Below are 8,858 nucleotides of genomic sequence, written 5' to 3'. Positions count from 1 at the left end.
CATTTTGAACTCGGTTGAAAACGAACGACGCTGTTTTGCCATTGAACACCTCTTCTTCGGCGGTGACTTTACCACCTTAAGTTGGTGTCCGGGATCATTAGGCCACTACATTCAGACACATGCCAAACTCGGTCAGTGCCTCATAGAAATCTTCTCGCAAGGCCCGATGCGCACCCTGAAATTGTGTTTCAGGAATATCTTCAGACTGCATATGCAGGTGTCGCACTTCGGAGTTGAATCCGTACTTGAGTCCGAAGCTCGAAGACTTTCCGCTCCTCGCATGATAAATTCTGTTGCTAGTTACAGTCGGAGCTTGTGGTGTGTTTAAGAAAAGGATTTTGCTGACTTGGCTCGGTCGTCATGATTTGGATGCTGAGGCGAGTGGTCAGAGTGGCCCTATTGCGTCGATACTGCTTGCCGCCGACGCGCCTTTCGATGAAGTGCACATTCTTGCCAATGCTTGGTTTGATGAACTAGACCGTTATCAGCGGTGGTTGGCTGGTCAGTCACGAACACGCAATGCCGCTGTCAAAACGACCATTCATATCTCCTCGGTAGAACTGACCAGCCCCATCCACTATCCTGATATTTATGCTGCGGCCCGGAGCGTGCTTGATACATGCTGCTCGCCCAATGCGTTGGTAACGCTCAATCTATCCTCGGGTACGCCGGCGATGGCTGCCATTTGGCTGCTGCTGGGCAAGGGGGTCTATAACACCCGCCTGGTACAAACCTCTATTCAAGATGGGGTAATAGATGTAGAGCTACCTTTCGATATAGCCCTTGCTTACCTTGAGCACCAGGATGGCGTATTAGGCTCTCTTGCAGGTGCACCACCCAAGCTGGATAGTCATTTTGAGCATATTCAAACCCACTCGCCTGCCATGCATGAGGCGGTTTCGCTTGCCAAGCGTTTGGCACCACGTAATCTGCCAGTGATTGTGCAAGGCGAATCAGGAACGGGCAAGGAAGTGATTGCTCGGGCGATACACGAGGCATCTCCCCGTGCCGCCAAGCCTTTCATACCCGTCAACTGCGGAGCAATACCGGAAGGCCTCATAGATTCTCAGCTGTTTGGGCACAGAAAGGGAGCATTCACCGGTGCAGATGCGAACCGCAAAGGATTTTTTGATGAAGCTGATGGCGGCACGCTCTTTCTTGATGAGGTAGGTGAGCTGCCCCTTGAAGCTCAAGTCAAGTTGCTCAGGGCCTTGCAGCAGAAGGAAATCAACCCTGTAGGGGCAAGTAAACCCCATGCGGTCGATGTTCGTGTGATTACGGCTACGCACAGGAACTTGCTGTCGATGGTGGAGGAGGGGGCTTTCCGGGAAGACCTCTTCTATCGTCTCGCAGTGGGTGTTGTAGGTTTGCCACCTCTGCGTGCGCGGCATGAGGATATTCCCGAACTGGTCACATCGTTGTTAGGTCAGTTGAATCTGGAAGCGAAAGATCAACCCGGCTATGCAAGTAAAATAATTTCCGAAGATGCAATGGATTTTATTAAGCAGCAGCGTTGGCCAGGTAACATCCGTGAGCTTTGGAATACCTTGCTCAGGGCATCAATCTGGGCTGATACGGAAGTGTTAGATACTCACGAGATTGAGCGAGCACTCATTCAGCGGCCGCGAAAGACCTATGGTACTGCACTTGATATTGATGTGGCGGAAGGTGTTGATATCAATGAAATCCTCGATAATACAAAGCGTTATTGTGTTCTCGAGGCGCTTAAGACTACCGCTGGTCAGAAGGGTAAGGCCGCCGAGCTTCTAGGATTGAAAAACCACCAAACACTGAATAACTGGATTAAACAGCTCGGAATCGAAGAGTATTGATTGGGCTGAAACCCGACTTGGCACGATACTTGGAACACAGGAAGTCATCACAGGCTGAAAGACATGAAGTCCATGAATTTTGAACATCTCAGAGAACACTGGCCCAACCTAGCAGACCTTGGCGGGTTTGCCGAAACCTACGCTTATCTGGACCCTCAGAGTTCATTGGTTAAACTCCGCTGTTTTGTCGAAAAACTGGTGGGGGTTGTCTACAGCGAGCTCAAGCTTCCGGTAGAGCCTAATGCGACCTTTATGGATCGTTTGAGCAATGGCAGCTTCAAATCAGTAGTGCCGCAGGTCATCCTCGATAAGCTGCATGCCGTCCGTATGCATGGCAACAAGGCAGCGCATGAGGGTGAGGTTTCAGCCGATACGGCAGCTTGGTTGGTGAAGGAAGCTTACTATCTAGGTTGTTGGTTACTGATCGCACAGGGTGATGGCAGCAGTGAGCAGTGTCCCGACTTCCAAGAGCCTCAACCTATACAACCCACAATAGCCAAGTCAGAGCTCAAGCAGAAGAATAAAACGCTGCAGGAGAAGCTGGCGTCCCAGTCCGTGCAGCTAAAGGATGCTCTGAAAGAGCTGGAAGCTGCTAAAGAAGCAGAGCGGGCAGCACTGCGTGAGGCGGCCAAGTTCAAACACCAGCAGGACCGAGACAAAGTTCAGTCATTCCTGCATAGCAGTCATCGGGCCACAAACACCTTGGACTTCAACGAAGCCGAGACCCGCCGCCGTCTGGTCGATAGCGAGCTGCGTCTGGCTGGATGGGACGTTGATGCTGATGGCGGTAACACCGATCAGGTAGGTGTTGAGGTTGAAGTGGGTGGTCAGCCAACCACGACTGGTATCGGCTACTGTGACTATGTGCTCTGGGATGATAACGGTATGCCGTTGGCAGTTGTAGAGGCTAAACGAGCTCGCGCTAATCCGGAAAAGGGCCGCCAGCAAGCAAAGTTGTATGCCGATGCGCTGGAAAACCAATATGGCCAGCGCCCGATTATCTTCTACACCAATGGTTACGACATCTGGATCTGGGATGACGCACTGGATAGCGTGCCGCGCAAGCTATATGGCTATTACAGCAAGGACAGTCTGCAGTATCTCATTCAACAGAGGAGTCAGCGTAAGGATTTGAACACGACTCCGATTGATATGGATATTGCTGGCCGCCTATACCAGATGGAATCCATTACCCGTGTCAGTGAACGATTTGCAGAAGGTCATCGCAAGACACTGATCGTGCAGGCCACGGGTACTGGTAAAACCCGTGTATCTATCGCACTAACCAAGCGCCTGCTGGATGCTGGCTGGGCCAAGCGTGTGCTGTTCCTGTGTGATCGCAAAGAACTGCGTAAACAGGCGCGTAATGCCTACAGCGAATACATCAAGGAACCGCTCTATGTAGTAGGCCGAACCAAGAAACAGGACCAGAAAAATGCACGCATCTACATTGCTACCTACCCAGGCATGATGGGGATCTATGAGCAATTCGATGTGGGGTACTTTGACCTGATCATCGCTGATGAGTCGCACCGCTCGGTCTACAACGTGTTTGGCGACCTGTTTAAATACTTCGATGCCAGACAGATAGGCCTTACAGCGACTCCTGTAGAGATGGTCAGTCGCTCTACCTGCCGTTTGTTTGGTTGCGACTATAAATTCCCGACTGCTAACTATCCATTGGAGCTAGCCGTCGCTGACGGAAATTTGGTGCCATTCCGCGTTGTTACGCACACCACTCAGTTCCTGCGTGAAGGTATCAAAGGCAAATCGTTGACGGATCAGCAGCTGGCCGACCTGGAAGAGCAGGGCTTTGACCCGAATGAGCTGGATTTCGAAGCCCCGGACATCGACAAGACCGTATTTAACAAAGATACCAATAGAGCTATTTTACGAAACTTGATGGAAAAGGGTGTACGTGATGCCGATGGGCAGCTGCCCGGAAAAAGCATAATATTCGCCCGCAGTATCCAGCATGCCGAACTACTGTCAGAGTTGTTTGGCGAGATGTATCCACAACATGGTGGCAATTTCTGCCGTGTGATCCACTCCAAGTACGATCGTGCTGAAGAACTTATCGATAGTTTTAAAAAGACCACGGGCAACGACCAGGTCACCATTGCGATATCGGTAGATATGCTTGATACCGGCATCGATGTCCCGGAAGTGGTCAATCTAGTGTTTGCCAAACCGGTGAAATCCAAGGTCAAGTTTTGGCAGATGGTCGGGCGTGGTACGCGTCTGAGCCCAGATCTTTATGGCCCCGGTTTACCCAAAACCCACTTCCTTATTTTCGATCACTGGGGCAATTTCGACTATTTCGACATGGATCCACCTGAAGATGAAGGCCGTCCCGGCAAGTCGCTGTGTGAGAAGCTGTTTGAAGCGCGGCTTCATTTGGCCGAAACAGCGCTGAAGAAGGCGGAGATGGAACTGTTTAAGCAGACCGTCGCACTGCTCAAGGCGGACATTGATGCACTGGATGATGGCTGTATTGCCGTGCGCGATAATTGGCAGCTCAAGGCCCGGCTCAGTGATCCTAAGCGCCTGGATAGCTTTGCACCGGATACCCGGCAGTTGCTGCGTACCGAAATGGCACCGCTGATGCAGTGGCGTGACATCAAGAACCAGTCTGAAGCGCTGCGCTGGGATCTGCAGCTGACAGAGCTGCAGTTTATCCTGCTGAACAACCCGTCTGAAATGGATATTGCCAAGCAGCCCATACTGGCCAAGGTCGCCAAGCTGTCGATGCACCTGAACCCGGTGCGGGCCAAGGCGGAGCAGATTCGTGATATCCAGCAGGATAGCTTCTGGCAGGCGGCCAGCTTTGCGACGCTGGAAGACAAACGGCTGGCGCTGCGGGGGATTATTCATCTGCGAGACAAGGATACAGCGCCACCGGCGGAGGCCTTGCCGATTATCGATATCAAGGAAGACCAGGGGCTGTACCAAGTCGCGGATAGACCCACCAAAATCGTCACGGTCGATTACCAGATCTTCCGCCAGGAGGTGGAGAAGACCCTGACGCCCCTGTTCGAGTCCGACCCGGTACTGGCCAAGATCCGCAAGGGTGAACCCGTGACCGAGGCCGAGTTGGAACAGCTTAACGCGCTGGTGCATATCCAGAATCCGAGCATTGACCTGGACACACTGAAAGACTTCTTTCCGGAGTCCGGTGCTAGCCTGGACCAGCTGCTGCGCACGCTGATCGGCATGGACAGTCAGGCGGTTGAAACGGCTTTTACCCACTTTGTGCAGCAGCACCATATCCACCTGGACAGTCGTCAGCAGCGCTTTATAGGCCTGCTGAAAAACTACCTGAGTCGATTTGGCACTATCAACGTGGCCCAGCTGTATGATCATCCATTTACTGCACTGGATACCGATGGGTTGGACGGCGTGTTCAGTGACGAGAGCACAGCGGATGCGCTGGTTGAACTGGTCAAGCAGTTTGGTGTTGAACTGGGTACACAGAAACAGAGCACCGAGAAACGGGTATCTGTCTGAGATTTTTTTATTGAACGAGTTAAGAGTGAATGAGTGAAATTTTCTGCAGCAGATTGCGTCTCTACCACACCAGTGGAGATTTGTTGTTCCCTGTGAAAGTGAGAGATCGAGATACCGGTCGAGTTGCCTTCCGTCTGTCCAAGGAAGGGAACAAAAAGACTGACAGCATTGAAGTTATGGATGAACAGGAAATGATCCGTAAGGTCACGACCGAGGGCTACGCAGTGCGTGCGTGCACTGAAAAGCCTGGCGGTCGGCAGGGGTTGTTCAAAATTGACCAGCGTGGAATCCTGCGTTGGGAATTGATTGAAAAAAGTGAGACTGCGGCATGATTACCGGTGAACTGAAAAACAAGATCGACAAGCTTTGGGAAGAGTTCTGGACCGGCGGCATCGCCAACCCGCTGACCGTGGTGGAACAGATTACCTTCCTGATGTACGCCCGCATGCTCGATCTGAACGAGCGCCGCGACGAAAAGCGCGCTCAGCGCACCGGCAAAGGATTTAACAACCGTTTTTCGGCAGTGGACCAGGATATCCGCTGGGAGAACTTCCGCCACAAGCCGGCCGAGCAGATGTTTCCGCTGGTAAGAGACCGTGTGTTCCCGCACTTCAAGGACCTGGCAGGCGAGGGCACCCTGTTTGCCGAGTTCATGAAAGACGCCCAGCTGATGATCCAGAAGCCGAGCCTGCTGGTGAAAGCGGTCAATATGATCAACGAGCTGCCTCTGGAAACCAGCGATACCAAGGGTGATCTGTACGAGTACCTGCTCTCCAAGCTGACCACTGCAGGCATTAACGGCCAGTTCCGGACCCCGCGCCACATCATCTGCGCTATCGTCGAGATGCTGGACCCGGAACCGACCTGGCGCATTGCCGACCCGGCCTGTGGTACGGCGGGCTTCCTCGCCACCTGCTATGAATACCTGCTGGAAAAATACAGCTCGCCGGAAGGCGTGATCACCGAGTCCGTAACGGACGAGAAGGGCAACACGGTCGAGCAGAAAATCTACCTGGGCGACCTGTTGCACGAACACCGCCGTCATATCGACAGCGACATGTTCCACGGCTTCGACTTCGACGCCACTATGCTGCGTATCGCGGCGATGAATCTGGTGATGCACGGCGTGGCCGAGCCGGATATTCACTATCAGGACACCCTGAGTCAGCGCTTTGGTGAGCGCTTCCCGACGGAAGCCAGCGAAGGCTTTGACCTGATTCTGGCCAACCCGCCGTTCAAGGGCAGCCTCGACGAAGAGGATGTCGATCCGGGCCTGCTGCGTACTGTCAAAACCAAAAAGACCGAGCTGCTGTTTGTGGCTTTGATCATGCGCATGCTCAAGCTGGGCGGTCGCAGTGCCACCATCGTCCCGGATGGCGTCATGTTCGGTTCCTCCAAGGCGCATCAGCAGCTGCGCAAGCACTTAGTGGATGACAACCAGCTCGAAGCCGTGGTCAAACTGCCCAGTGGCGTATTCAAGCCCTATGCCGGTGTGTCGACCGCCATCCTGATCTTCACCAAAGGCGGCGAAACCGACCACGTCTGGTTCTACGATGTGGAAGCGGACGGTTTTTCACTGGATGACAAGCGCCAGAAGATCGAAGCCAACGACCTGCCAGAGCTGGTGGCGCAGTTCCGTGCCCGCGACAAATCAGTGGCAGAGTCTGATCAGAATGACCGCACCGCCAAATCATTTTGGGTCAGCCGTGACGAGATCACCGGCAACAAATACGACCTCTCGCTGAACCGCTACAAGGAACAAGTGTACGAAGCGGAGGAGTATGAGCCGCCTAAGGTGCTACTGGCACGCTTGAAGGCGCTGGAGGTGGAGATTCAGCAGGACCTGGAAGCGCTGGAGGGGATGTTGTGAATTGGCCTCTCGTAAAGCTAGGTGATGTTTGTACGTTGCTTAATGGACGCGCGTATAAAAAGGATGAACTGCTTCAAGATGGTAAATACCCGGTTCTGAGGGTTGGAAATTTTTTCTCAAATAGAGAATGGTATTACTCAGATCTGGAGCTTCCAGAGAAAAACTACTGTGAAAGAGGTGACTTGCTGTATGCATGGTCAGCTTCTTTTGGTCCGAGAATCTGGGACGGTTGTAAAGTTATTTATCACTATCACATCTGGAAAGTTGAAATAGACGAATCGAAAGTTGATAAAAACTACCTATGTCACGTTTTGGAGAAGGATGTTGAGGATATAAAGCGCGAGCAAGGCACTGGCTCGACCATGATTCATGTGACTAAAACGGCTATGGAAAACAGGGAGATCCCTCTCCCGCCCTTGGCCGAGCAAAAGCGCATCGCTGTCATTCTCGATAAGGCCGATGCTCTGCGCCGCAAACGCCAGCAAGCCATCGACCTCGCCGACCAGTTCCTCCGCAGCGTGTTTCTGGAGATGTTTGGTGATCCTGTTACTAATCCGATGGGGTGGCCGACGAAGCCTCTTTCGCAGATGGCATCGGTTATTACTGGATACCCATTCAAAAGCTCGGATTATATTGAAGAATCAAAGGGTACAGTCCGTTTATGTCGAGGCGCTAATGTTCTACCTGGAGCACTTGATTGGAAGGATACGCGTTTCTGGTCGCGTGATCGCTTGGACGGGCTAGACGATTACCTGCTTGAACAAGGAGATATTATTCTCGCGATGGATCGTCCTTGGATCTCCTCCGGGCTAAAGGTCTGTCATGCGGAGGTAAGTGACATACCCACTTACCTTGTCCAGCGGGTAGCACGAATAAGGGCCGGTACTCAATCTATGCAAGACTTGATCTACGCGAGTATTGATTCTGTGGCATTTGAAAGGCATTGCTGCCCGACTGAAACAACAATTCCACACATTTCCCCAGTGGAACTAAAGGCTTTCCCAATATTTGATGTGCCGGCGGACTTGCTTGAGCGCTTCAGTAGGGTAGTTAGAACGAGCTTGCGAAAGACTAAATCATTCGCGTTTGCTGAAGATCAAAGTGAAGTCTTATTTTCTTCAATATCTCAACAAGCCTTTCGAGGGGATTTGTGAGTCGTTTGAAAGTGGCCGCCTAGCTAGGCGACCTGCCGCTGGATCTGTTGTTGGAACTGGATGTAGCACCAGCTCTTAAGCGCACAGTGGTTGCGATGATCGCGCATGCCATCTTTGTGGGTGGTGATCTTGATCTGAATACCACGAACTTTATGCAACGCCCGGCTACCGGCGAAGTGTTGGTAACTGATCTGGTTTCGTCCGGTGAGGTTTGGGATAGCTACAATGCCATTGATCTCATTGAGGCCTGCGGAGGCCTGGCGCAGATGTTTGGTGGTGAGATGCTGGAGGCTTTGGTGGCCTGAGCCTTTACGGCTTTAATTGTGCGCCAAATGACTGTGTAGCTCAACGTAAGGAAGCAACCAAGAATGACTTTCTGTAAATGTTCTTACTTTATCGGAATATTTATTTTAATTTTGGTTGCTTTGCAAGTGTCCGGCTTGTCCTAACGTATTGAAATAATTGGACTTTGTGTTTTTGGAGTGAAGTTTGCTT

7 protein-coding genes are annotated in these 8,858 nt (G+C 52.1%); 6 read left to right on the top strand and 1 reads right to left on the bottom strand.

Annotation, left to right across the window (positions count from 1 at the left end; genetic code table 11):
• Window positions 1-97: 97 nt before the first annotated feature.
• Window positions 98-226 carry a hypothetical protein gene (locus tag CLV44_RS17645; RefSeq protein ID WP_281257824.1) on the bottom strand — a complete coding sequence of 43 codons (129 nt, stop codon included), beginning with the start codon at window positions 224-226 and terminating at the stop codon, window positions 98-100.
• A 94-nt stretch (window positions 227-320) separates the two neighbouring features.
• Between CLV44_RS17645 and CLV44_RS10930 the strand changes: the two genes are divergently transcribed.
• From CLV44_RS10930 to CLV44_RS10905, 6 genes are all read left to right on the top strand, one after another.
• Window positions 321-1,832, top strand: coding sequence for a sigma-54 interaction domain-containing protein (locus tag CLV44_RS10930; protein ID WP_106592150.1), 1,512 nt, complete (start codon window positions 321-323; stop codon window positions 1,830-1,832).
• A 72-nt stretch (window positions 1,833-1,904) separates the two neighbouring features.
• Entirely contained in the window at window positions 1,905-5,339 is a 3,435-nt protein-coding gene (locus CLV44_RS10925; protein ID WP_245912670.1) for a DEAD/DEAH box helicase family protein, read from the top strand.
• A gap of 29 nt (window positions 5,340-5,368) precedes the next feature.
• On the top strand, window positions 5,369-5,671 hold the full coding sequence (locus CLV44_RS10920; protein WP_106592148.1) for a hypothetical protein: 303 nt from the start codon (window positions 5,369-5,371) through the stop codon (window positions 5,669-5,671).
• A complete protein-coding gene (locus CLV44_RS10915) occupies window positions 5,668-7,209 on the top strand; it encodes a type I restriction-modification system subunit M (RefSeq protein ID WP_106592147.1) in 1,542 nt (513 codons plus the stop codon). Before CLV44_RS10920 ends, CLV44_RS10915 begins: the two co-directional genes overlap by 4 nt.
• Complete coding sequence (locus tag CLV44_RS10910; RefSeq protein ID WP_106592146.1) at window positions 7,206-8,363, top strand: restriction endonuclease subunit S; 1,158 nt, start codon at window positions 7,206-7,208, stop codon at window positions 8,361-8,363. The genes CLV44_RS10915 and CLV44_RS10910 overlap by 4 nt, the downstream gene beginning before the upstream one ends.
• Window positions 8,364-8,413: 50 nt before the next feature.
• Entirely contained in the window at window positions 8,414-8,668 is a 255-nt protein-coding gene (locus tag CLV44_RS10905) for a hypothetical protein (protein WP_106592145.1), read from the top strand.
• Window positions 8,669-8,858: the final 190 nt, after the last annotated feature.

Source organism: Marinobacterium halophilum (assembly GCF_003014615.1).
GTDB lineage: Bacteria > Pseudomonadota > Gammaproteobacteria > Pseudomonadales > Balneatricaceae > Marinobacterium > Marinobacterium halophilum.
The sequence above is the reverse complement of the archived record's forward strand: the minus strand, read 5'-3'. Positions and strand labels throughout refer to the sequence as shown.